Raw genomic sequence first — 21,783 nt, 5'->3', positions numbered from 1 at the left:
CGGGATTTCCCCAGAATGCGGGGCCGACATGGGACTGATCTCGCTGATCCGTCTGCGCACCCGCCGCAAGTATCTCCTGGCCCGCGCCTGGCGCCGCCGCCGTCAGCTGACCCCGGTGCAGGACTGCACCGCCAGCCTGCCCGCCCAGCCGATCCTCCTCTTCTCCACCATGCGCAACGAACGCATCCGGCTGCCGTATTTCCTGACCTACTACCGCCGCCTCGGGGTGGACCACTTCCTGATCGTCGACAACGGCTCCGACGACGGCACCCGCGACTACCTTGCCGACCAGCCCGACGTCTCGATCTGGTCCGCCACCGCCGGTTACAAACAGTCGCGCTTCGGCATGGACTGGATGATGCATCTCCTGCGCCGCCACGGCCACGGCCGCTGGTGCCTGACCGTCGACGTCGACGAATTCCTCGTCTACCCCTTCTGCGAGACCCGCCCCCTCCGCGCCCTCACCGACTGGCTCGACAGTGCCGAAACCCCCTCATTCGGGGCGATGATGCTGGACATGTATCCCAAGGGCGCGATGCACGAACAGCCCTACCGAGAGGGCCAGAACCCCTTTGAAATCGCCCCCTATTTCGACAGCGGCAACTACCTGATCGCCCGCAATCCCCTGTATCGCAACCTCTGGATCCAGGGCGGCCCCCGCGCGCGCTTGTTTTTCCCTGACCGCCCGAAACACGCCCCGGCGATGAACAAGACCCCGCTCGTCAAGTGGCACCGCGCCTACGCCTATGTCTCCTCGACCCACATGCTCCTGCCCCGCGCGCTGAACCTCACCTACGAGGACCAGGGCGGCGAACGTCCCTCCGGCGTCCTTCTCCACGCCAAGTTCCTCGACACTTTCGCCGCCAAGGCTGCCGAGGAACTGGCCCGCGGCCAGCACTATGCCGAAAGCCACGAATACCGCGCCTACCGCGAAGGCATCGCCCGCGAGCGCGATCTCTGGTGCAATTGGAGCGAGAAATATGTCAACTGGCGCCAGCTAGAGGTGCTGGGCCTGATGTCGAAAGGAAACTGGGCGTGACTCTCGGGGTTGTCATGCTCTGCCACGCCGCCCTCGACCGCGCGGCGCAACTGGCCCGGCACTGGGCGCAGCACGGCTGCCCGGTGGTGATCCACGTCGACGCCCGCACCCCGCAAGCGCAATTCGACACGCTGAAGACCGCCCTGCAGGACCTCCCCGACATCCGCTTCTCCCCCCGCTCGCCTTGCGAATGGGGCAGCTTCGGCATCGTGCAAGCCACGCTCGACGCTTCTGCCCAGATGCTCGCCGACTTCCCGCAAGCCAGCCACATCCTCCTCGCCTCCGGCTCCTGCCTGCCGATCCGCCCCGTCCGCGCGCTGCAAGCCCACCTTGGCCAGCACCCCGACACCGACTTCATCGAAAGCGTCACCACGGCGGATGTCGGCTGGACCATCGGCGGCCTCAACGAGGAACGCTTCACCCTGCGCTTCCCCTTCTCGTGGAAACGCCAGCGCAGGCTTTTCGACGGCTACGTCACCCTTCAGCGCTTCTTTCGCTTCCGCCGCCGCCTGCCGAAAGGCCTGATCCCCCATCTCGGCAGCCAGTGGTGGTGCCTGACCCGCCCCACCCTGCAAGCCATCCTGAACCACCCCGACCGCCCCACGCTGGACCGCTATTTCAAGCGCGTCTGGATTCCAGACGAAAGCTACTTCCAAAGCCTCGTCCGTCAGGTCTCCACCCGCATCGAAAGCCGCTCGCTGACCCTGTCGAAATTCGACTACCAGGGCCGCCCCTACACCTTCTACGATGACCACCTGCACTTGCTGCGCCAGACCGACGCCTTCCTCGCCCGCAAGATCTGGCCCCAGGCCGAGCTGCTCTACCGCACCTTCCTCACGCCCGATGGCGACCGGACGCTGGAGCCCAACCCCGGCAAGATCAACCGCCTCTTCGCCAAGGCGGTCGAGCGTCGCGTCAAGGGCCGACCCGGCCTTTATATGCAAAGCCGCTTCCCGATCCGCGCCCGCGGCGGCACCCTCTCCGCCGCGCCCTATGGCGTGTTCTCCGGCTTCGCCGAGCTGTTCCACGACTTCCAGCCCTGGCTTGCCCGCGCGCTCGACGCCCGCGTCCACGGCCATCTCTTCGCCTTCGACCGGGCGGAATTCGCCGGAGGTGAAAGCGTCTTCAAGGGCGGCCTCTCCGACAGCCCGACCTTGCGCGACTACAACCCGAAAAGCTTCCTGACCAACCTGATCTGGAACACGCGGGGCGAGACGCAATGCTTCCAGTTCGGCCCCGCCGACGAACAGGCCATCGCCCCCTTCCTCGCCTCCGACCCCAACGCCACCATCTTTGCCGTCACCGGCGCCTTCGCCGTGCCGCTCTGGCTGTCCGGTCGCAGCGCCGCCGAGGTCCGCCCGGAAGCCGCGCGCCTGCAAAAGATGGAATCCGACTTCCTGCATGAGCTGAACGGCCCCGAAACCAAGGCCACTGTCCGCCTCTGGTCGCTGGCCGATTTCATCGAGAACCCCGCCGAGCCCTTGGAGCAACTGGTCGACCTCCTGAACCCCCGCGCCGCGCATCGCGTGACCGACCTGCCGCAGCTGATCCCGCTGCAGGGCTTCGGCAGCTTCCTGCAGGACCTGCGCAATCAGGGCATGGCCCCGGTCCTGATGGGCGATTTCCCCTCGGATGCCGAGCTTGCCCGGCCGGACCAGCCCTTCCGCCCCCGGATCGTCCGCTGAGATGCCGCGCTTCCACTCCTTCGTCGTCTTCGCCGAGATGCGCACCGGGTCGAACCTCCTGGAGGCGAACCTCAACGCCCTGCCCGGCGTCACCAGCCACGGCGAGGTCTTCAACCGCTACATCCTCGGCAAGAAAGACCGGACGGAGCTTTTCGGCATCACGATGGAAGAGCGCGACCGCGACCCGCGTCCGCTTCTCCGCAAACTGCGGGAGGAAACCGAGGGCCTGCCCGGCTTCCGCTTCTTCCACGACCACGATCTGCGCATCCTTGATGACGTGCTGCCCGACCCCGGCTGCGCCAAGATCATCCTGACCCGCAACCCGCTGGAAAGCTATGTCAGCTGGAAGATCGCGCAGGCGACCGACCAGTGGAAGCTGACCAATGCCCGGCGGCTGAAGACCGCGAAGGTCCGCTTCGACGTGCCGGAATTCCTGCAACATCTGCGGGACATCCAGGCTTTCCAGCTTCTGCTGATGCAGGCCCTGCAAACCAGCGGGCAGACGGCCTTCTACCTCGACTATGAAGACCTCGGCTCGCTGGAGGTGATCAACGGTCTTGCCGCGTTCCTTGGGGTCGAGGCGCGGCTGAAGGCGCTGGACGACACGCTGAAAAAGCAGAACCCCGGCCCGCTGGAAGACAAGCTGGAAAACCCCGAGGCACTGGCCGAAGCCTTCGCCGCCGTGGATGTCTTCAACCTTGGTCGCACCCCCAGTTTCGAGCCCCGTCGCGCCGCCGGGGTGCCGACGGCGCTGGCCTCCGAAGCGGGTCTCCTGTTCTTCCCGATCCGCTCCGGCCCCGAGGTGGCGATCCGCGACTGGTTCGCCGCGCTGGGTGAGGTGAGCGAAGGCTTCGAGCAGAAATCGCTCCGCCAGTGGAAGCGCAGGCATCCCGGCCATCGCAGCTTCACCGTCCTGCGCCACCCGCTTTTGCGCGCCCATGCCGCCTTTCGCCGCAAGATCGTGACGGGCGAGGCGCAGGACCTGCGTCGCATCCTGATCAACGGCTTCCTGGCCGAGCTGCAGCCCCCGGGTGAGCCCTTTGCAACCCCGGAGGCCGAACGCGCCGCCTTCCTGATCTTTCTCAATTACTGCCGCCTCGCCACCGGCGGCCAGACCGGCGCACGGGTCGACCCCAGCCTCGCCAGCCAGACCGCGCTGGTGCAGGGCTTCGCGGGCTTCCAGCCGCTCGACCACCTGTTGCGGGAAGACCGGCTTGCCGAAGGCCTTGCCGCGATTGCCGCCGAGGCGACGGTGAAGGCGCCCGTCACTTCGCCCAACCCTGCCGAAGCGGCGCTTCTCTCGATCTGGGACGAAACCCTGGAAGCCGCCGCCGCCGAGGCGTACCAGCGCGACTACATGGGCTTCGGGTTTACCCGCTGGCGCAAATGACCGCTCCTCGTGCGCCTTCGGCTTCTCGTCGCAACCCGGCGAGGAGCGACGAAGTCGACGACGAGCGGCCCCAAGGGCCTGGGTTAAGAAACCCCTGACGCCCGCGACCAACCCATTGATTTTGCGTGAATATCAGGGATTGTCCACCGTGGACAGGATCACGCCGCCTGCGGTGCCCGCGCTTCGGTCAGGATCGCATACAGTTTCGCCGGGTCCGAATTGGCCCGAAGCTTCGCCACCACCGCCGGGTCGCGCATCGTCCGGCTGACGAGGGCGAGCGCCTTCAGATGGTCGACCCCGGAATCCTTCGGGGCGAACAGCCCGAAGACCAGATCCACCGGCTGCCGGTCGACGCTGTCATAGTCCAGGGGCTTTTCCAGCCGCAGGAAGACCCCGATGATCCCCTTCAGGTCCTCCAGCCGGGCATGGGGCAGGGCGATGCCATGTCCCACGCCGGTCGGACCCAGCGACTCGCGTTCCTGCAAGCCGTCGATCGCCGCAGCGCCCGACAGCCCATAGGCCTGCGCCGCGATCTCGCCCAGCTCCTGGAACAGCCGCTTCTTCGAGGTGAACTGCCCCACGACCCGAACGGCCCCCGGGGTAAGTAGCTTGGAAAGTTCCATGAGTCGACGTTGGTCCCGCGTCGGTCGGACGCTCTACTTGCTGTTGCGAGGGTCGATCCAGCCGATGTTGCCGTCTTCCCGGCGATACACGACGTTCACGCCCCCATGTCCTTCGTTCCGGAACACCAGCATCTTCTGCCCCGCCAGTTCCATCTGCATCACGGCCTCGCCGACGGTGATCGAAGGAATCTTCGTCTCCATCTCGGCGATGACCACCGGCTGCAGGCTGTCAGGCTCGGCTTCCTCGGCGTCCTCGGTTGCGGCGAGGATATACGAGGACGCCCCGCCAAATTCAACAGGGCCCGTTCGGTTCGAATGGTGGTTGCGGATGCGCCGCTTGTAGCGGCGAAGCTGCTTGTCCAGCTTCTCGCGGCAGGATTCGAACGCCGCGTAGATCTCGGCGGCATGCCCCTTCGCCTGTGCGGTCAGCCCGGTGGACAGGTGGATCACCGACTCGCAGACGAATTCATGCGCAACCTTCGAGAAAACCACCACGCATTCGGTCGGCCGCTGGGCGTATTTCTCCACCACTTCGCCCAGTTCGGCTTTCACATGGGTCTGAAGAGCCTCACCAACGTCGATCTGTTTTCCACTGATCTGGTAGCGCATGATCTCTCCTTTTGCATGCTGCCAGAGCGTTCCGGCCCCTAGGCCGTACCGTCCGGTCTTTCTGGTTCTGGTCGGAAAAAACGTTGCGTCACGCCGCATCTGGCGGTTGGAGTGACCGCGAGAAACCGGGCCGGGGCAGGGGCAAGTATCGCTCGCATTACGGGTATTTGGCACACCGCGCAGCCCGCTTGTCAACAGAATCGATGCGCGGTTTCAGACGATGCGGAAGTTCTCGCCCAGATAGACCCGGCGCACGTTCTCGTCCCGGACGACCTCGTCCGTGGTGCCCGACATCAGCACCTTGCCGTCGTGCAGGATATAGGCGCGGTCGACGATCTCCAGCGTCTCGCGGACGTTGTGGTCGGTGATCAGGACGCCGATCCCCCGCGCCTTCAGGTCATGGACAAGGTGGCGGATTTCCCCCACCGCAATCGGGTCCACCCCCGCGAAGGGTTCGTCGAGAAGCAGATACTTCGGGTCCGCCGCCAGACAGCGCGCGATCTCGACCCGCCGCCGCTCGCCCCCCGACAACGCCAGCGCGGGCGTCCGCCGCAGGTGGGTGATCGAGAACTCGCTCAGCAGCTCCTCCAGCCGCTCGCGCCGCTTGTGGCGGTCGGGCTGCGCGATCTCAAGCACGGCGAGGATGTTGTCTTCCGCCGACAGCCCCCGGAAGATCGACACTTCCTGCGGCAGGTAGCCGATCCCCAGCCGGGCGCGGCGATACATTGGCAGCGCGGTCACGTCCTTGCCGTCGATCAGCACCTGGCCGCCTTCCGGCATCACGAGGCCCGCGATCGAGTAGAAACAGGTCGTCTTGCCCGACCCGTTCGGCCCCAGCAGCGCCACCACCTCGCCCCGGTGCAGGTCCATGCTGACGTCGCGGATCACCGGGCGCTTGTTGTAGCTCTTCCGCAAGCTGCGGATCTGCAGCCCGGCATTGCCATCGGTCACGGTCAGGTCGGGCCGGGCCATCAGTTGCCCCCCGGCACGAAGGTGGTCGTGACCCGGCCTTCCATCACCCCGGTCCCGTCCTTGAGGTTGATCGACAGCTTTTGCCCCGCCATCGCCGAGCCGCCTTGCGTCAGAAGCACGTCGCCCGACAACACGATCACCCCGCTGGCGATGGTGTAGACCGCTTCCTTCGCCTCGGCCGCATCGCCGAGGTTCGTCACCGTCACCCCGCCCGAGGCGACCAGCGTCTCGATGCTCTTCTTGTCGGCGCCGTAGCTGACCTTCACCTCACCCGCCGCCAGCTTCATCTCGCCCTGCGTCACCACCACATTGCCGCTGAACACCGCCGTCCCGTCGGCATTGTTCACCGCCAGTTGGTCGGCCTGCACCTGCACCGGCAGCGAAGTGTCCTGCTTCAACTCGCCGAAGGCGATCTTCTGCTGCGCCTCGGCGCCCGCCGCCGCCAGCGCCAGGGTCAGGACCAGAAAACCAAGCCGAAATGCCATGCGTCGAACCTCTGCAGCCGTCTCAGCTGCCCGGTTGGTATACCAGCCGGACGCCACCCTTGAAAACCAGAACATAGGCCCCGGGGGTCTGGTTGTCCTGACTTAGAACCATGCCATCGGCACGGATTTCCCCCGCCGGCCCCGTCGCTACCACCGGCGTCCGGCTTTCCAGCCCGGTCCGGTCCAGCTTGGCCGCGACCTCCGCCGTCTCCAGCCGGTAGCCGGTGGCGGTGGTCAGCGTGACGCCGCCCGACAGCAGCACCTGCCGCGAGGCATCGTCCATCACCGCGGAAGCCGCAAGCAGTTCCGTCCGCCCGCCGTCCGGGGTGGCAAGCTCCAGCCGAAGCCCCGCCGCTTTGGCCGGGGTGCCTTCCGCTTCGGGCCGGGCCTCGGTGGCGGAAAGGGTCAGCGCCGCGCCGTCCTGGGTCGTCCCGGCATAGGTCGGCGCGGTCATCCGGGGCTCGCGGGCAAGGTCCTCGACATCGACCTCGGCATAGGGCAGCGCCGCCTCGGGGTCGATCCGGCGCGCAACAAGGAACAGCGTCGACAGGATCGCCAGCGCGGCCAGCGGCAGGGCCACCTTCAGCCAGCCCACCAGCCGCGTATGCCGGTCGACCCGGGCCATGATCAGGCGACACCCGCGCGCAGGCAGTCATGTACATGCAGGATGCCGATCGCCGTGCGGCTGTCCGGCGCGGTGACCAGCAGGCAGGTGATCTTGCGGTCGTTCATCAGGGCCAAAGCCTCGCCCGCCAGCGCCTCCGGCCCGATGGTACGCGGGTTCGGCGTCATCACCTCGCCCGCCTTGTGCAGCATCAGCCCTTCCAGATGCCGCCGAAGGTCGCCATCGGTGATGATCCCGGCCAGGTCGCCATTGGCATCCGTCACCCCCACGACGCCATAGCCGCGCCGGGTGATCTCCAGCAGCACCTCGCCCATCGCCAGGGTTTCGGCCACCAGCGGCGGGTCGTCATGCATCAGGTCGGCCACCTTCAACGGCCGCGCGCCCAGCTTGCCGCCGGGGTGGAACATGCGGAAATGCTCGGGCGTGAAGGCCCGGTGCTCCATCAGCGCAATCGCCAGCGCATCGCCCAAAGCCAGCGTCATGGTGGTCGAGGTGGTGGGCACGATCCCGGTCTCGCAGGCCTCCGGCACCTGCGGCAGCAGGATGCCGACCGTCGCCTGCCGCATCAGGGTGGACCCCTCGCGACTGGCCACCCCGATCAGCGGAATGCCAAAGCGCTTGGCATGGGCGAGGATGTCGGCCAGTTCCGGCGTCTCGCCGGAGTTCGACAGGATCAGCAGAACGTCGCCCTCGGCCACCATGCCCAGGTCGCCGTGGCTCGCCTCCGCCGGGTGGACGAAATGCGCCGGTGTTCCGGTGCTGGCGAAGGTGGCGGCGATCTTGCGGGCAACGTGGCCGGATTTCCCCATGCCCGAGACGATCACCCGCCCCTTGGCGGCCATCAGCAAGGTGACGGCCTTGCTGAAATTGCCATCCAGCCCCCCGGCCAGCGTTTCCAGGGCACCCGCCTCGCGGCGGATCACCCTTTGGCCGGTGGCAAGCAGGTCAGTGGAGGAAGATGTCATTGGTGTCTTCCCAGCCCAGAAGGTCCAGCTCGGCCCGGGTCGGCAGGAAGGCGAACAGCCGCTGCGCCAGGTCGAGCCGGTCCTCGCGGATCAGCCGCGCCTCCAGTTCCGCCTTGAGCGCGTGCAGGTAGAGCACGTCCGACGCGGCATAGTCCTTCTGCGCGTCAGAAAGGGTTTCCGCCCCCCAGTCGCTCGTCTGCTGCTGTTTCGAGACATCGACGCCGACCAGATCGGCCAGCAGGTATTTCAGCCCGTGCCGGTCGGTGAAGGTGCGGATCAGCTTCGAGGCGATCTTGGTGCACCAGACCGGGGCGGTGGTGACGCCGAACGCCTTCTTCATCACCGCAATGTCGAAGCGGCCATAGTGGAAGAGCTTCAATGTCGCGGGGTCGGCCAGCAGTCGCTCCAGGTTCGGCGCGCGGGTTTGGCCCTTGGCGATCTGCACCAGATGCGCGTCGCCGTTGCCGTCCGACAGCTGCACCACGCACAGCCGGTCGCGGCGGGGATCAAGGCCCATCGTCTCGGTGTCGATGGCGACGACTGGGCCGAGGGTCAGGCCGTCGGGAAGGTCGGATTGGTGCAGGTGGATGGTCAAGGGAATGCTCTTTCATGGATCATCCCCGGATTACGCCCGCGCCCCCGCAGGGTCAACTGCGGGCCGCCCGCCCTTGCGCCGGGCCGCTCGTCGAGCATGTCATGCACTCCTCGCTCGGGGTCCGGCATGGCGTGGTGTGCCAACTCTCCTTCCGCTCAGCGCCTTCGGGTGTCCCTGAACTCCTTGGGGGTACGCGACCGCTCGCAAGACCTCCCGCCCCCTGTCATCCCCGCGAAAGCGGGGACCCAAAGGCTCGCCGCGCTTGACCCAACTCGTCTCGCGGCCACACTTTCACCCGGCGCCCACCCGAACCCCGGCCACCTCTAGCAAGACCCGCGTCCCGTCTCCCCGCCGGAGCAAGAGGGTTGGCGTCAGCAGTCTCCGGCCACGGAAGTGTTACGAAATCCCTAACGCCCGCAAGCAAGCCGTTGATATCAAACGTCCCGATTTTCTGTCCACCGTGGACAGCCCGTCAGTTCACGACGAATTCCGCATGCAGCGCCCCCGCCGCATTGATGCTTTTCAGGATGTCGATCATGTCATGCGGGGCCACCCCCAGCGCGTTCAGACCGGCCACCACCTCGGCCAGATCCGTGTTGCCCTGCACCTCGGCCAGCCCCGTCCCGTCCTTGCCTATCGAGGCGCTGGTCCGGGGCACCACCACCGTCTCCCCCTCGGCAAAGGGGTTCGGCTGGACGACGAGAGGGCTCTCCTCGACCCGCAGCGTCAGGTTGCCCTGCGCCACCGCGACCCGGCTGATCCGCACGTCGGCCCCCATCACGATGGTTCCCGACCGCTGGTCGACCACCACCCGCGCCCGCGTTTCAGGTTCCACCAGAATGCCCTCGATCCGGGCCAGCACATGCGCGGGGGACCGCATCCCCGTCGCGTCGATGTCCACCGCGACCGTCCCCGCATCCTGCATCTCGGCGACCCGCGCGCCGAATTCCGCGTTCACCGCCTGCTCGATCCGCGCCGCCGTCGTGAAATCGGCCGCCTTCAGCGCCAGCCGCAGCACCGGCAGGCCCGCGAAGTCGAACTCCACCTCCCGCTCCACCCGCGCGCCCGAGGGGATGACCCCCGCCGTCGGCACTCCTTGCGTCACTTTCGCCCCCTGCCCCTCGGCGGCGACCCCGCCCGCGATGATCGTCCCCTGCGCCACCGCATAGATCTGACCGTCGGCGCCATTCAGCGGCGTCATCACCAGCGTCCCGCCCAGAAGGCTCTTCGCATCTCCGATGGCCGAGACCGTCACGTCGATCCGCCCCCCCGCCCGCGCGAAGGGCGGCAGTTGCGCGGTCACGAAGACGGCCGCCACGTTCTTCGGACGGAACTCCTCGCCGGTGACGTTGGCCCCCAGCCGCTCCAGGAGATTGGCCATGATTTCCTCGGTGAAGGGCGCGTTCCGCAACCCGTCGCCGGTGCCATTCAGGCCCACGACCAGACCGTAGCCCACCAGGTCGTTGCCGCGCACCCCGTCGAACTCCACCAGGTCCTTGATGCGGATCGGCTCGGCCAGGGCTGCGCTTGCCAACAGAAGGAAGGCCAGCAGGAAACGGATCATCTGAGGTACTCCGCAAGGCTCAGCCGCGCGACGCGGGCGGTGACGAGATAGAGGGATTCGAGTTGCGACCGGAGCACCTCCAGCCGGGTGCCGGCCTCGTAGGGATCGACCGAGCCGATGTCGGACCGCAGGATGCCAAGCGAGGTTTCCTCGGCCGAGTTTCGGCTGCGCGCCGCTTCGATCTGCGCCTCGACGGTACCGATGCGCGCCGCGAGCGTCGTCCGCGCATCCTCGGTCGAGACCAGCTGTTGCCCCGCCTGCTGCGCCAGCCGCCCGCGTTCGGTCGCGTCACCCGCGAGGACGCCCCTGTCGAGCAGCGCCGCCATCGCAAAGCCCGCAAGCGTATCGCGCAGGGCCGGGTCCGTCGCGGTGGTCGAGATCTCTGCGGCCTCCCCCTGCGTGATGGGGGTGGCGGAGAGCGGGCCGCCCCCCTGGTAGAACGCCCCGAACCCCAGCGGGTCGGCGAACCAGCCGCTCACCGCCGCCGAAACCTGTCCGGCGGTCGTGGCCCCGGTAGCGGCGGTTTGCAGGGCAGCCAGCATGTCCTCGACCGGGCCGAGCGGGACCGAGCCGGTTGCCACCCCAGAGAACACCGCGCGGCCCGAGGCCTGCGTGTTCAGCAGCCCGATGGCCGAGGCGAGACGTCCCTTGGCATCGGCGGCCAGCGTGTCGATCTGCACGGGTGTGGAATTCTTCGCCCCCAGAAGGGTGGTCGAAATCCCCGAGGTCAGGTCCGACAGCCCGGAAATCGCGGCCTGCTGCGCGGCGGTCTGGAAGGCGGCGTCGGCGGTGTTCGACTTGTAGGCCGCCAGCCGCGCGAGGCTTGCGTCGACGGCGAGAAGCGGCGAGAAATCGCCGCGCAATGCCGCGCCAATGTCGGCATGCCGGCCGGTTGCCACCTCTTGCGAGGCGCGCTGCACCTGACCGCGCAGATCAGCACCCTGCCGCGCCAGGATGTTCGTGAGGCTTGCGTCGCCAACTGAAATCCGTGTCATCCGTCCAGCCTTATGAGGGTGTCGATCATGTCGGCCACCGCCTGAATCACCTTGGCATTCGCGGCATAGTTCTTCTCGATCACCAGCAGGTCCTGCATCTCCTGATCTGTATCGATGCCGTTCTGCGCCTCAAGATCGGTCAGGGCGGTCAGCTTGGCTGCGGCGAAGCTCTGCTCGGACTGCGCGGACAGCCGCAGCGCCGAGGCATCGCTCATCAGGTCGCCAGTCAGGGCGGCGAAGCTGCGGCTGCCGGCTGCGAAGCCGGTGGAAGACAGCGGCCGCGTCCCGGTCAGCGCGGTGTGGAGGGCGGTGATCAGCGTGCCGTTGCCCGCCGGACCTTCCGTGACGGCCCCCAGCCCGTCGCGCAGCCGGAACAGCGCTCCGCCCTGCGCCGGGTCGGCGGCGGCGTTGAGCGAGAGGCGTCCGGCAAGGCCCGCCTCGTCCAGCGGGTCGAAGGCGGCGCCTGCATCGGTGAAAAGGCCTGGCACGCCGGGGGCAAGCGTCGGGTCGACGGCGGGCGAGGCGAAGCGTTCGACCAGATCGCGCGCGACCGCGTCCAGCTTGCCCTGCGCGCTGACAGCCAGATCGTCGCGCACCGCGAAAAGCGCGCCAAGGCTGCCGCCCAGGATCGGGCTGGCCGAACCCGCCGTATCATAGGGTCGCCCGTTGATGCTGAGGCCGGACAGCCCGCCAGAGGCCTGGGTCATCTCGGGCGTGATGGTGTGGGTGGGTGAAAAGCCGATGACCGCCGCCGAACCGTCAAGCAGCGTCGCCCCGCCGGTGGTGACAAGCGCGATCTGGTTGAGATCGCGGGAGATTTCGCGCACCGGAATGATCGAGGAGATCTGGTCGACCAGCTGCTGCCGCTGGTCCAGAAGCGCCGAGATGTCGCGCCCGGCCCCGGTGAAGGACCGCAGCTCGACGTTGAGGTCCTGCAGCTGGGCAAGGGTGGAGTTCAGCCTGCCGACCTGATCGCCGATCTGGCGGTCGGCGGTGGCGCGGGCGGACTGGATGTCCCTGGTCGCCGAAGCCAGCCCCTCGGCCAGCGATTTCGCGGTGGTGGCGATGCCGGTCAGCCGCGCCTGCGAGTCCGGGCGGCCCGCCGCTTCCACCAGCGCCTGATCGAAAGCCGCCAGCCGGGCGGCCAGCGAACCCGCGCTGTCGGGCGTACCAAGCGCCTGCTCCATCCGGGCCAGAAACGCGGCCCGCGCGTCGCGGTCGCCGCCCGAGGCCTGCGCGAGCCGCCTCTCGCCCAAAAGCTGCTTGTCCACGTCGCGCGTCACGCCCAGCACCTGCACGCCCTGGCCGTGCCCGGCCAGCACCGCCGAGCCAAGGCTGACCTGGCGGCGCGCGTAGCCCGGTGTCGTGGCGTTGGCCACGTTCGACGACAGGATTTCCGCCTGCCGCGAGGTGGCCGAGAGACCCGACAGGGCGCCGGCAAGGGCGGAGGTGACGCTCATCGCCTATCACCGCTTGATGTTGGTGGTTTCCTGCAGCATCTCGTCCACCGTCTGGATGACCTTGGCGTTCGAGGAATAGGCGCGCTGGGTCTGGATCAGGCTGGTCAGTTCCGCCGCGACATCGGTCTTCGACCCCTCGCGCGAATAGCCCTGGATCGATCCGGTCGGTCCCGATCCCGCGTCCCAGAGGAAGAACGAGCCCGAGTCGGGCGAGACCTGGTAGGTCTGGTTCGACAAGGACAGAAGGCCATTCGGGTTCGGCACGTCGACGAGCGGAATCTGGTAGAGCCGCCGGGTGAAGCCGGTGTCGTAGGTGGCGTTGACATAGCCCTTCTCGTCGACCTCGATCGTGGTCAGGTTGCCGACGGGCGAGCCGTTCTTGGTGATCGAGACTGGGGCGAAGTTGTCCGACAGCTGGGTCAGGCCGTTCGGGTCGCCCAGGCGGCCGATGCCCACGGTCAGCGGCCCGCCCGCGACCGTCAGGTCAAGCGTGCCGTCGGCCGGGTTGTAGGCCCCGCCCGACACGACGGTGACCGAAGCGAGCGTGCCACCCGCGCCGCGCGAATCGTCGAAGGTCAGGTTGTATTCGCCGATCAGCGTGCCACCACCGGCGCTGTCGCGGATCTGCATCGTCCACTGGTTCGATGATCCTGTGGCTGGCACGACGGGAACAAACGTTACCTCCAGCGCTTCCGAGGTGCCGAGGTTGCCGAAATATTCGACCGACAACGGCGGCGGGGTCGCCGTCGATCCGGCAACAGTGTAGGTCGCGGGCAGGTTGACGCCGAGGTTCATCGTCGTGGTCGGGTCACCGGCCGTCTGGTTGGTGTTGATCACGATCGGCACCAGGCCAGAGATCGTGTCGCGCGGGTTTGACGGGATGGTGCCGTCGGCATTCGCGGGCCAACCCAGCAGCACCAGCCCCGAGTCGGTCTTGAGCACGCCGTCGGCATCGGTGCGGAAGCTGCCGGTGCGGGTCATGAGCAAGGGCGTGTCGGACAGGGCATTGCCAAGCGACACCTCGTTGATCACCGGCAGCATCCCGCGCCCGGCGATCGCCAGGTCGAGCGGGTTGCCGGTGCCGACGAGGTCGCCGCGTTCGTCGATCAGCCGCACGGTCGAGGCCCGCACGCCCCCGGCGGAATAGGTGCCCGCCCCGCGCGAGGAGGTGATCACCATGCTGGTGAAATCGGTCGAGGCGCGCTTGTAGCCATAGGTGCCCGAATTCGCGATATTGTCGGAAATCGAGGCCAGCCGGGTGGCGTTCGCGTTCAGCCCGGCCACGCCCGCGCTGAGCGAGGAGGAAATCGTCATGGAAAGCGCCTTTCTGCAGCTTCGACTCCTGTAGGGCCGACCCTGCACCTGCGTCGATTAACACCTGCCTAACAGGTAAAATTCGAAGGGTTATCTGTCCCTGCGCAGAAGGATCACCTCGATCCGGTTGTTGCGCATCGCCGCGGGATCGGACACCGCCGGGACCCGGTCGGCATAGCCCGAAATCCGCTGCATCCGCGCGGGGTCGAGCCCTGCCTCCTCCAGCCGTTTGCGCGTGGTCTGGGCGCGCAGGGCCGACAGGTCCCAGACCGGATTGTCGATCAGCGTCACCGGAAGCGCACGCAGATGGCCCGCGACCGCGATCTCGTTCGTGGTGAGGTTCAGCACCTCGGACAGAAGGTCGGTCAGCGCCAGGAGCACCGGCGTTGGTTCGTCCGTTTCGCCATCGAAGAGCGGGGCACCGGGAAGATCGAACAGTTCGATCACCAGGCCTTCGTCGGTCACCTTGGTGACGATGTGGCGCAAGAGCCGTTCCATCGTGTTGCTTTCGCCGCCCCGGGCCATCAGGGCCTTTTCGACATCCTGAAGCTCGGACATCGCCTTGCCGTCGCCCGCAGCCCCCTTGCCGGAATTGTCCCCATTGGCATCCGCGGCGCTGGCGGCGGTCTTGCGATCGACCGCGCCGGTCCCGTCATGCGCCATCGTCTCTTCGGCGAAGACGCTGTCGCCGCCGAAGGCGCCGTCGCCCCCGCCCGAAATCCGGTTCACCGGGATCGTCGGATTGAAGTAATCCGAAATCCCCTTGCGTTGCTTTTCCGTCGTCGCGTTCAGCAGCCACATCAACAGGAAGAACGCCATCATGGCGGTCACGAAGTCGGCGTAGGCCACTTTCCATGCCCCGCCGTGGTGGCCCCCGCCACTGACAACCTTCTTCCGTTTGATGATGACCGGCGCCGCATTGCCTTGCGCAGCCATCCACATCACCCAAGTCTTCTACCCGGGACCAGTGATAGCAGACGCAGGCTTTACGGCGGCTTAACCCGTCTGATTTTAGCGAGTTTCGGAGCCCGCGAGCCAGCACTCAGGCCGAGACGGCATTCTCGACGATCACCGAGGGGAAGGCGCGGCAGAGGGTTTCCATGCTCTCCCGGTTCTCGGTCAGGCAGGCCGCAGTCGACAGGGCATCGGCGAGGGCTGCCGAGGGCGCGGAAACCGACACAACGCGCCAGGTCGACAGGACGGGCCGTGCGGTCCGCGGATCGAGGATGTGGCTGGTGACGCCATCGCCGCCGAAGGTCATCCCAAGGGGCGCGGACGTTGCCAGCGCCCGGTTGCGCAGGGCCAGGTTGCCCCCGGCTTCCAGCTGCACCGGCCAGTCGCCATCGGGCAGGGCCACCATCTCGCCGGTGTCGATCAGCGCGCGGGTCAGGCCATGCCCGGCCAGCAGCGTCGCCAACCGGTCGGCGACATAGCCCTGCGCGATGCCGTTCAGGGTCAGCGCCATGCCGGGGTTCAGGGTGATCGCCTCGGGCTCCAGCCTGACCGAGGCCCAGCCGATCAGCGCGCTTGCCTTGGCACGGTCGCTCTCCGACAGCGGCACTCCGGCCTCGCGCGCGGATGCCTCGGCCCGCCACAGCGGTTGCACCGTCGGATCGAAGCGCCCCTCGCTGGCGGCATGGACGGAACCGGCCAGGGCCAGGCATTCCAGCAGCTCGAACGGCGGCTCGGCAAGTCGGCCATCGCGGTTCAGCCGCACCAGATCGCTGTCGGGCAGGTAGAGCGAGAAGACCTGCTCCAGCCGCCGGATTTCGGCCATAGCCAGCGCGGCCAGCCGGGGGGCTTCGGGGTGTTCCAGCCGCAGCGTGACCTTGGCGCCAAGCGCGATGCCGGTCTCGACATGCAGGTCAGACTTCTGCGCAAGCGCCATCGAGGGGGCGAGAGCGGCGGAAATGGCGATGAAGCGGCGACGGGTCAGCATGGTCAGCCCTCGGTTCCGGACAGGGATTTCAGGCGGCGGGCGTAGTCGTCATCGCCCTCCGCAACATTGGGGGTCAGCGGCGCAAGCGCGCTGTCGGGGATCGCCTCCAGCCCCATGACCGAGCCGCCGTGCACTGCCGCGAAGGCTTCGGCCTTGGCCGGGTCGGCGAAGGGGGCAAGTTCCGGCGCACCCATGCCGCCGGTCACATCGGCGCCCACGACATAGGTTGCGGTCTTCGCATCGGTCCAGTTCGCCGCACCGGGTTGCGCCCAGGTCGCGCCGTCCGCCCCCATGTCGCTGACGTAGATCGCAAGCACGGTGTTGCTTTGTTCGGGCAGGCGCAAGTAGGTGACAAGGTCGGTGACCTGGCTGAAGAACAGGGGCGCGCCGGGCAGGCCGTCAAGGTGGACCTGGCCCTTCGGCCCCTCATGTTCCATGAGGTTCATCTGGCAGAAATAGCCCAGCGTCTCGGGCGCCAGCGGCAGCGGGTCGGTGTTCTGCGCAACCTCTTCCTTGCAGGCGGCAAGGGCGAGGGCGAAGAGAAGCGCGCGTTTCATGGCGTGACCTTTCGGAAGGCCGCAGCGGCAAGGGCCAGTGCGGCGAAGGGCCAGATCAGGACCGAAGCCAAAGATTGCCAGAGCGGGATGGCATCGGCAGCCCCGCCCACCCCGGCAGCGGCGGCGGTGGCGCCCGAGGCGGTGAGGTTGAACAGCCGGAACGCATCGGCCGGGTTGGCGAGGAGCGCGATCGGGAAAGCGTCGGTCGTGAACCAGCCGCCGTTGTCGGCGACGATGGCCGTCAGCAGCGCGAGATCGTAGAGGACGACGAGGCCGAGCCAGAGCCCGATGGCCAGCCCTGCGGCCCCGGACGGACGCCGGGACAGCGACGACAGCGCATAGCCCGCGCCGAGGAAAGTGGCACCCAGAAGGACCGAAGACCACGAGAGCCGCCAGAGCGCGGGCAGGCCCTTCACGGCGGTCGGGTCGGACCAGAAGGTGACCGCGGCGGCGAGGCCGTGGCCGAGGAGGACGGCGAGCGTCAGGATGGCGAGATGGGCGAGGAGCTTGCCCAGCAGGATCTCCCACCGCGCGATGGGATAGGCGAGCAGAAGCGGCAGCGTGCCGCGTTCGGTTTCCCCGGCGATGGCGTCGAAGCTCATGAGGAGGGCGAGGAGCGGGATCAGGTAGACCGAGAGCGAGGTGAGCGAGGCGACGGTGACGGACAGCCGGTCCACCCCCAGCCCGCCGGTGGGGGCCGACCCGGCCAGCGCGAGGACCAGCGAGAAGACCGCCATCAGCACCAGCGCGATGGCGACCCAGCGGTTGCGGAGCGCGATGCGGAACTCGGTCCGGGCGGTGGAGAGGATGCGGATCATTGCAGGCCCCCCTGGCTGAAATGGGCGTAGAGGTCTTCCAGGCTGGGCGGCAGCACGTCGAGGTCGGCCACCTTGTCGCCGAGCCCCGCGATGCGGCCCAACGTCTCCAGCTTTTCGGCCTGCGGGCAGGTCAGGTGCAGCGCGCCGTCGACCATGATCGCACCCGGCAGCGCCTTCGCGATGTCGGGCGCATAGCCGTTCCGCGCAGTGACATGCAGCGCGACCGGCAGGTCGGCGCGGCGACGCAGATCGGGCAGCGAGCCCTCGGCCACCATCCGGCCCTTCGAGAGGATCACGATCCGGTCGGTCCGCGCCTCTACCTCGGTCAATGCGTGCGAGGAGAGGAGGATCGAGGCCCCCTTCGCCGCCAGATCGTCGAGGAGAGCGTAGAATTCCCGCCGGGACACCGGGTCGAGGCCCGAAGTCGGCTCGTCCAGCACCAGAAGCCGGGGATGGCCGATCAGCGCCTGGGCCAGGCCGACGCGCTGGCGCATGCCCTTGGAATAGGTGCCGATCCGGCGCCGGGCGGCGTGGCCGAGGCCGACCTTCTCCAGAAGGGGCATCGCCTGCGACTGGTCCTCGCCGCGCAGGGCAAGGTAGTGGCGGGTCTGCTCCAGGCCCGTCAGCGCCGGGTGGAAGGCGGCGTTCTCGGGCAGGTAGGCCACCGCGCGACGGGCCGCGGCCGAGCCGGGGGCGGCATCGCAGATCGTGACCGCGCCGCTGGTCGCGGGGATCAGGCCGAGGATGATCTTCATCAGCGTCGACTTGCCCGCGCCGTTGTGGCCCAAGAGCGCCACGCGTTCGCCGGGCGCGACGGACAGGCTGACGCCGGTCAGCGCCGCCACCTCGCCGAAGCGCTTAGTGAGTTCCGAGATCGTCAGGGTCGATGTCATCGTAGGTGCCTTGTGTCCAGCGCCCGGCGACGGCGGCTTCCATGAGCGCGATGTCGTCGGGGACGGGGATGGTGATCGGCTGCATCAGCGGGTGGCTGTCGGTCACGCCGCCCGGCAGGATCGCCGGGAAGGAAGACTGCGACCAGCGCACCAGCTGCACGGCGGGAGAGCCGGTGAGCAGGGCAGCCGAGGGTTGCGACCACAGGATATGGTCCATCAGGTCGTTCGGGCGGTAGACCCCGTCGGCGATGCCGTCGCCGTTCAGGTCGAAGGCGGGATGGTCGGACCAGTAGTTGCCGCGTCCCTCGAAGCTCCACTCCATGAAGCGGGTGCCGACGTATTTCACCTGTTCCTGGTTGCCGATGAAAGCATTGCCGGTCAGCATGTTGCGTTCCGACCCGGCGGTGAAGTGGATGCCGATGCCGCAGCCCTCGAAGCGGTTGTTGGCGATCAGGTTCTTGTGGGCGTTGTAGATGAACAGGCACTTCTTGGTGCCGCCCCGCACCAGGTTGCCCGCCACGTCGGCGTTGTTGGCGAAGTTCAGCATCACCCCATGCTCGCGGTCGCCGAGCGAGAGGTTGTCCTTCACCACAACCCGGTCGCTGAACATGATGGCGTAGCCAAGGTGGTTGCCGATGCTGACGTTGCCCGACACCTCGCTGTCATGGGTGTACATGTAGTGGACCGCGAAGCGCAGGTCGCGGAAGATGTTGTTGCGGTAGGTGCCCTTCTTCGACGCGTTCGAGAACAGCCCGTCGCGGCCCCAGCGGACATTGTTGCCTTCGATCACGGTGCCGGGGCTGTTCCACACATAGATCCCGTTGCCGCGTTCGTTCATGTGCAGGTTCTGCCTGCCCTCGATCACGTTGTTCAGGACCAGGGTGTCGAGCCCGCCATGCACATCGATGCCGTGCATGTTCTCGACCAGCCGGTTGCCCTCGATCCGCGTGCCGTCGGCACCCTTCACGACCTTGATCCCGGAATCGATAGCCTGGTTGTCATTGCCCGAGCCGATGACCTTCAGCCCGGTCAGGACGACGCCGTCGCCGGTGACGGTGATCACCGTCCCCTTGCCCTGCCCGTCGACCACCGTGCTGCCGTCGCCTTGCAGCGTCAGCGTGCGGTCGAGGATGACGGGGCCCAGATAGGCCCCGCCGGAAAGCAGCAGCACATCGCCGGGAGCGGCCCCGGCGATGGCTGCGGCCAAAGTGCCCTCGCCCGGCATGACCTGCACTTCCGCCGCCAGAAGCGGCGAGGAGAGCAGCATGAGAAGGGCAAGGACAGGCTTCATCATCAGGCCCCGGTCGGCTCCACGAACATCCGGCCGCGCATCTCCATGTGCAGCGCGTGGCAGAACCACTGGCAATAGTACCAGTAGACCCCGGCATTCGCCGCCACGAAAGTGACGGAGGAAGTCGCCTGCGGCCCGATCTCCATCGCGACGCCGTGGTTGCCCATCGTGAAGCCGTGGGTCAGGTCGTCGATGTCGTCCAGGTTGGTGACCGTCACCGTGACCTCGTCGCCTTCCTTCACCGTGAAGCTTTCCAGCGCGAAGCTGGGCGCCTGGCTGGAGATGTAGACGCGGACCTTCTTCGGATCGTCCTTGTCGCGGATCACCATGTCCTGCCAGTCGTCCAGGTTGACCCCGTCCGCCTCGGCCTGCTTGCGGGTCTCGGCCCACATCTTGTCGTCGCGCTTCCAGACCGACAGCGGGTTCACCCTCGAGGCCGCCACGGCGATGGCGTCATGCGGTTCGGCGAAGTTCGGGCCGTCGTGGACCACGACCATCTTGTCGCCCGAGATGTCGATCAGCTGGTCGTTCTCGGGTTTCAGCGGACCCACGTTCAGGAAGCGGTCCTTCGAGAATTTGCAGAGGCAGACGAGCCACTTGCTTTCCGCTTCCAGCGTTTCGCCCATCACGGTCTTCAGGTGGCCGGGCTGGTACTGCACGTCCACCTTGTCCTTGATCGGATCGACCTTCTCACCGGCATAGGCCTTCACCGCGTCGGCGATGTTCCACTTCACCACCTGGCTGTCGAGGAACAGCGAGGTATAGGCGTTGCCGTTGCCGTCGAAGGCGGTGTGCAGCGGGCCGAGGCCCAGTTCCGGCTGCGCGACGATGGCGGTCTGCGGATCGGCATCGGCGTCGAAGAGGGCATCGAACCTGGTCACGTCCAGCACGGTGACGGTGGGCGAAAGCTTGCCGCCGATGCAGAGGTGAACCTTGTCCGGCGCCATGTTGCAGCCGTGCGGGTTGTTCGGGATCGGGATGTAGCGGGTGAACTTGCTCTTCGCGTCCTTGCGGCCGTCCAGAACACGGACCCCGTTCAGCTCTTCGCCCTCGCCCGCGGCAATGGCAGCCTCGATCGCGGCGATGTTGAAGACGACGACGTGGTCGGCTTCGGCGGCGGTCATGTCGGCCAGCGTCATGCCCATTTCGCTGTTGTAGCTGGTCGAGAAGGCCCATTTGCCTTCATAGTCCGCATCGCAGTTGTCAAGGTTGCCCGACACCATCACTTGCCATGCCGGCATCATCTGCTCGGCGTCGACTGCGGTGAAGATGTTCACATAGGTCGACACGTCGGTCATCGTCGAGCCGTCGTTGACCAGCGGAGCCTCGTCCTCCCCGTTGCAGAAGATGTACTTCGTGCCGGGGAACTTCTGCGGCCGCATCCCGTGGATTGCCTTGGCGTTCGGGATTTCCAGGATCGCGTCGCACTTCATCACGTCGGCACGGACCCGGGCGACGCGGGTGTTCGCCTTGTCGTTCATGAACAGGTACTTGCCGTCGTACTTGCCGTCAGTGAACGACATGTGGACGTGGTGCAGGTCACCGTTGTCGTGGATCTTCTTGCCGTTGGCGGCCAGCTGCTTCTTGGTCTTCTCGGTCATCGTCCGCTGGTGGATGCGGATCGATTCGTTGGTCTCGCCCCAGCCGGTGGCCGAGCAGCGGTTGAACACCGGAACCCGCATCAGCTCGCGCATCGACGGGATGCCCAGGATGCGCATCTCGCCGGTCTGGCCCGAGGACCAGAAGCCGTAATGCGTGTCAAGCTGGCCGGGTGCAACTTCGAAGCCTTCCGCCGCCTGTGCGACGGCGGCCGAGGTGCCAAGCGCCAGCGCGCCGACACCTGCGCCGGTGCCAAGCGCCAGGCGACCGCCCAAGGCGCCCGCAAGCGCCGCGCCGCCGGCGGTGGCCCCCAGAAGGCCGCGGCGTGAGATCCCCGAGGTGGGTCGTTCAGACATGATCTGTCC

Annotated in this window: 21 protein-coding genes; 3 read left to right on the top strand and 18 right to left on the bottom strand. The window is 67.3% G+C overall.

What is annotated here, in order from left to right; all coding sequences use genetic code 11:
- Nucleotides 1-28 precede the first annotated feature (28 nt).
- From ACE3P6_RS10055 to ACE3P6_RS10045, 3 genes are read left to right on the top strand one after another with little or no spacing between them, the layout of a single operon-like run.
- Nucleotides 29-1,039 carry a glycosyltransferase family 2 protein gene (locus ACE3P6_RS10055; RefSeq protein ID WP_374394431.1) on the top strand — a complete coding sequence of 337 codons (1,011 nt, stop codon included), beginning with the start codon at nucleotides 29-31 and terminating at the stop codon, nucleotides 1,037-1,039.
- Nucleotides 1,040-1,053: 14 nt separating this feature from the next.
- The gene (locus tag ACE3P6_RS10050) at nucleotides 1,054-2,724 is read left to right on the top strand and encodes a beta-1,6-N-acetylglucosaminyltransferase (protein WP_374394495.1); all 1,671 of its coding nucleotides are present in this window, start codon (nucleotides 1,054-1,056) and stop codon (nucleotides 2,722-2,724) included.
- A 1-nt stretch (nucleotide 2,725) separates the two neighbouring features.
- Entirely contained in the window at nucleotides 2,726-4,114 is a 1,389-nt protein-coding gene (locus tag ACE3P6_RS10045; protein ID WP_374394429.1) for a nodulation protein NodH, read from the top strand.
- 158 nt (nucleotides 4,115-4,272) lie between these two features.
- On the opposite strand, the gene ACE3P6_RS10040 is transcribed toward ACE3P6_RS10045, so the two are convergent.
- The 18 genes from ACE3P6_RS10040 to nosZ form a co-directional block, all read right to left on the bottom strand.
- Nucleotides 4,273-4,737, bottom strand: a complete 465-nt coding sequence (locus ACE3P6_RS10040) for a PTS sugar transporter subunit IIA (RefSeq protein ID WP_374394428.1) — start codon at nucleotides 4,735-4,737, stop codon at nucleotides 4,273-4,275.
- 33 nt (nucleotides 4,738-4,770) lie between these two features.
- Nucleotides 4,771-5,346 (bottom strand): ribosome hibernation-promoting factor, HPF/YfiA family, encoded by a 576-nt coding sequence (hpf, locus tag ACE3P6_RS10035; protein WP_374394426.1) that lies wholly within the window; start codon nucleotides 5,344-5,346, stop codon nucleotides 4,771-4,773.
- Nucleotides 5,347-5,559: 213 nt separating this feature from the next.
- Nucleotides 5,560-6,318 carry an LPS export ABC transporter ATP-binding protein gene (gene lptB / locus ACE3P6_RS10030; protein ID WP_374394424.1) on the bottom strand — a complete coding sequence of 253 codons (759 nt, stop codon included), beginning with the start codon at nucleotides 6,316-6,318 and terminating at the stop codon, nucleotides 5,560-5,562.
- On the bottom strand, nucleotides 6,318-6,803 hold the full coding sequence (gene lptA, locus ACE3P6_RS10025) for a lipopolysaccharide transport periplasmic protein LptA (protein ID WP_374370711.1): 486 nt from the start codon (nucleotides 6,801-6,803) through the stop codon (nucleotides 6,318-6,320). Before lptA ends, lptB begins: the two co-directional genes overlap by 1 nt.
- Nucleotides 6,804-6,825: 22 nt before the next feature.
- Nucleotides 6,826-7,428: an LPS export ABC transporter periplasmic protein LptC gene (gene lptC / locus ACE3P6_RS10020; protein ID WP_374394421.1), complete on the bottom strand. Its 603-nt coding sequence runs from the start codon at nucleotides 7,426-7,428 to the stop codon at nucleotides 6,826-6,828.
- Nucleotides 7,429-7,430: 2 nt separating this feature from the next.
- Nucleotides 7,431-8,393, bottom strand: coding sequence for an SIS domain-containing protein (locus ACE3P6_RS10015; protein ID WP_374394418.1), 963 nt, complete (start codon nucleotides 8,391-8,393; stop codon nucleotides 7,431-7,433).
- Nucleotides 8,374-8,988 (bottom strand): ribonuclease D, encoded by a 615-nt coding sequence (locus tag ACE3P6_RS10010; protein ID WP_374394416.1) that lies wholly within the window; start codon nucleotides 8,986-8,988, stop codon nucleotides 8,374-8,376. The genes ACE3P6_RS10015 and ACE3P6_RS10010 overlap by 20 nt, the downstream gene beginning before the upstream one ends.
- Before the next feature lie 472 nt (nucleotides 8,989-9,460).
- Entirely contained in the window at nucleotides 9,461-10,552 is a 1,092-nt protein-coding gene (locus ACE3P6_RS10005; RefSeq protein WP_374394413.1) for a flagellar basal body P-ring protein FlgI, read from the bottom strand.
- A complete protein-coding gene (locus ACE3P6_RS10000; RefSeq protein WP_374394411.1) occupies nucleotides 10,549-11,547 on the bottom strand; it encodes a flagellin in 999 nt (332 codons plus the stop codon). Before ACE3P6_RS10000 ends, ACE3P6_RS10005 begins: the two co-directional genes overlap by 4 nt.
- Nucleotides 11,544-13,007, bottom strand: coding sequence for a flagellar hook-associated protein FlgK (gene flgK, locus ACE3P6_RS09995; RefSeq protein ID WP_374394408.1), 1,464 nt, complete (start codon nucleotides 13,005-13,007; stop codon nucleotides 11,544-11,546). The genes ACE3P6_RS10000 and flgK overlap by 4 nt, the downstream gene beginning before the upstream one ends.
- A 6-nt stretch (nucleotides 13,008-13,013) precedes the next feature.
- Nucleotides 13,014-14,321 (bottom strand): flagellar hook protein FlgE, encoded by a 1,308-nt coding sequence (locus ACE3P6_RS09990; protein ID WP_374394405.1) that lies wholly within the window; start codon nucleotides 14,319-14,321, stop codon nucleotides 13,014-13,016.
- 90 nt (nucleotides 14,322-14,411) lie between these two features.
- Nucleotides 14,412-15,257, bottom strand: coding sequence for a flagellar motor protein MotB (locus ACE3P6_RS09985; RefSeq protein WP_374394402.1), 846 nt, complete (start codon nucleotides 15,255-15,257; stop codon nucleotides 14,412-14,414).
- 106 nt (nucleotides 15,258-15,363) lie between these two features.
- Nucleotides 15,364-16,260 (bottom strand): FAD:protein FMN transferase, encoded by an 897-nt coding sequence (locus ACE3P6_RS09980; RefSeq protein WP_374394399.1) that lies wholly within the window; start codon nucleotides 16,258-16,260, stop codon nucleotides 15,364-15,366.
- 2 nt (nucleotides 16,261-16,262) lie between these two features.
- On the bottom strand, nucleotides 16,263-16,817 hold the full coding sequence (locus tag ACE3P6_RS09975) for a nitrous oxide reductase accessory protein NosL (RefSeq protein WP_374394396.1): 555 nt from the start codon (nucleotides 16,815-16,817) through the stop codon (nucleotides 16,263-16,265).
- A complete protein-coding gene (locus ACE3P6_RS09970) occupies nucleotides 16,814-17,635 on the bottom strand; it encodes an ABC transporter permease (RefSeq protein WP_374394393.1) in 822 nt (273 codons plus the stop codon). Before ACE3P6_RS09970 ends, ACE3P6_RS09975 begins: the two co-directional genes overlap by 4 nt.
- On the bottom strand, nucleotides 17,632-18,528 hold the full coding sequence (locus tag ACE3P6_RS09965; protein WP_374394391.1) for an ABC transporter ATP-binding protein: 897 nt from the start codon (nucleotides 18,526-18,528) through the stop codon (nucleotides 17,632-17,634). Before ACE3P6_RS09965 ends, ACE3P6_RS09970 begins: the two co-directional genes overlap by 4 nt.
- Entirely contained in the window at nucleotides 18,494-19,822 is a 1,329-nt protein-coding gene (locus ACE3P6_RS09960; RefSeq protein ID WP_374394387.1) for a nitrous oxide reductase family maturation protein NosD, read from the bottom strand. Before ACE3P6_RS09960 ends, ACE3P6_RS09965 begins: the two co-directional genes overlap by 35 nt.
- Entirely contained in the window at nucleotides 19,822-21,774 is a 1,953-nt protein-coding gene (gene nosZ, locus ACE3P6_RS09955; RefSeq protein ID WP_374394384.1) for a TAT-dependent nitrous-oxide reductase, read from the bottom strand. Before nosZ ends, ACE3P6_RS09960 begins: the two co-directional genes overlap by 1 nt.
- Nucleotides 21,775-21,783: the final 9 nt, after the last annotated feature.

Origin of the sequence: Tabrizicola sp., from assembly GCF_041911175.1 — a bacterium.
GTDB lineage: Bacteria > Pseudomonadota > Alphaproteobacteria > Rhodobacterales > Rhodobacteraceae > Tabrizicola.
Note: the sequence above shows the minus strand (reverse complement) of the source record. Positions and strands in the feature narration are given on the sequence as shown.